The following is a 932-nucleotide window of genomic DNA, read 5'->3' as shown; positions in this document are numbered from 1 at the left end:
CGTCCTGCCGGGCCAGCCGGCCCAGGTCGAGGACGAACGCGCCGCGGCCGGCGCCGGCCAGCGCGGTGGCGGCGATCTCGACGGCCGCACCACCGGCCGGCTCCCGCAGGTACACCGGCGAGGTCCCCGCGGCCAGCGCGCCCGCCAACCGCCCCGGCAGCTCCCCGTACGGCGAGGACGGCAGGCCCGGCGAGGACGGCAGGCCCGGCGGTGCCGGCCTGAGCAGGTCCACCAGTTCCCAGGCCACCGCGTCGTCGCCCAGCAGATGGGCGGTGACCCGGTCGGGCACCCGCAACGACCGCCCCAGGAAGGGGCGTTCGGGCTCCTCCAGCAGCAGCAGGCCCCGCTCCGCCAGCGGGCCGCCCGCCGCCAGGCGGGACCGCGCGGCCGCCGAGGCCGCGGGCACCCCGCACAGCCCGAGCGCCAGCCCGACGGTGGGCCGCCGCCGTGTCACGTCGTCGTTCAGGTAGCCGTAGAGCTGCTCGAAGCGCCGGTCGAGGTCGGGCGCGAGGGCGATCAGGAGCAGCTCGGTGTCCAGCGGCCGGAGGGCGAAGTCGCGTTCCAGCGCCTCCAGCCGGGAGCTGCCGTCCCCGGCCGGGGGCGGGTCGACGGGGTCGGGCCACGGCACCTGGTCGGGGGTGCCGAGGATCCTGCGCACGGTGTCGTCGGACAGGTAGAGCCCGCGGAACGGGTCGTCGGCCTCCGGGTCCGTGCGGCGCCGCGCCTCGACGGCGGCGCGGACCCGGCTCTCCACGGCGGCAAGCCGGGCCGCCAGGTGGTCGTCGGCCATCAGCGTCCGCCCCGCCGACGGGCCCGCTCCGACCGCGGCCCGGGCACCCGGGCGGCCGGGGCCGGCCCGGCCCCTCGGCTGACCTGGGCCGCGCCCCGGGCCTCCGCCCGGTCGCGTTCCCCGTCTACCTAGCACCGTCCCT

The 932-nt window shown here is 79.6% G+C and carries 1 pseudogene; it reads right to left on the bottom strand.

Annotated features, from left to right (window positions below):
• Positions 1-790, bottom strand: a pseudogene (locus GPJ59_RS36570) (ATP-binding protein); the annotation flags it as partial.
• Positions 791-932 lie beyond the last annotated feature (142 nt).

Origin of the sequence: Streptomyces bambusae (genome assembly GCF_019400985.1) — a bacterium.
GTDB classification, from domain to species: Bacteria; Actinomycetota; Actinomycetes; order Streptomycetales; family Streptomycetaceae; genus Streptomyces; species Streptomyces bambusae_A.
Note: the sequence above shows the minus strand (reverse complement) of the source record. Positions and strands in the feature narration are given on the sequence as shown.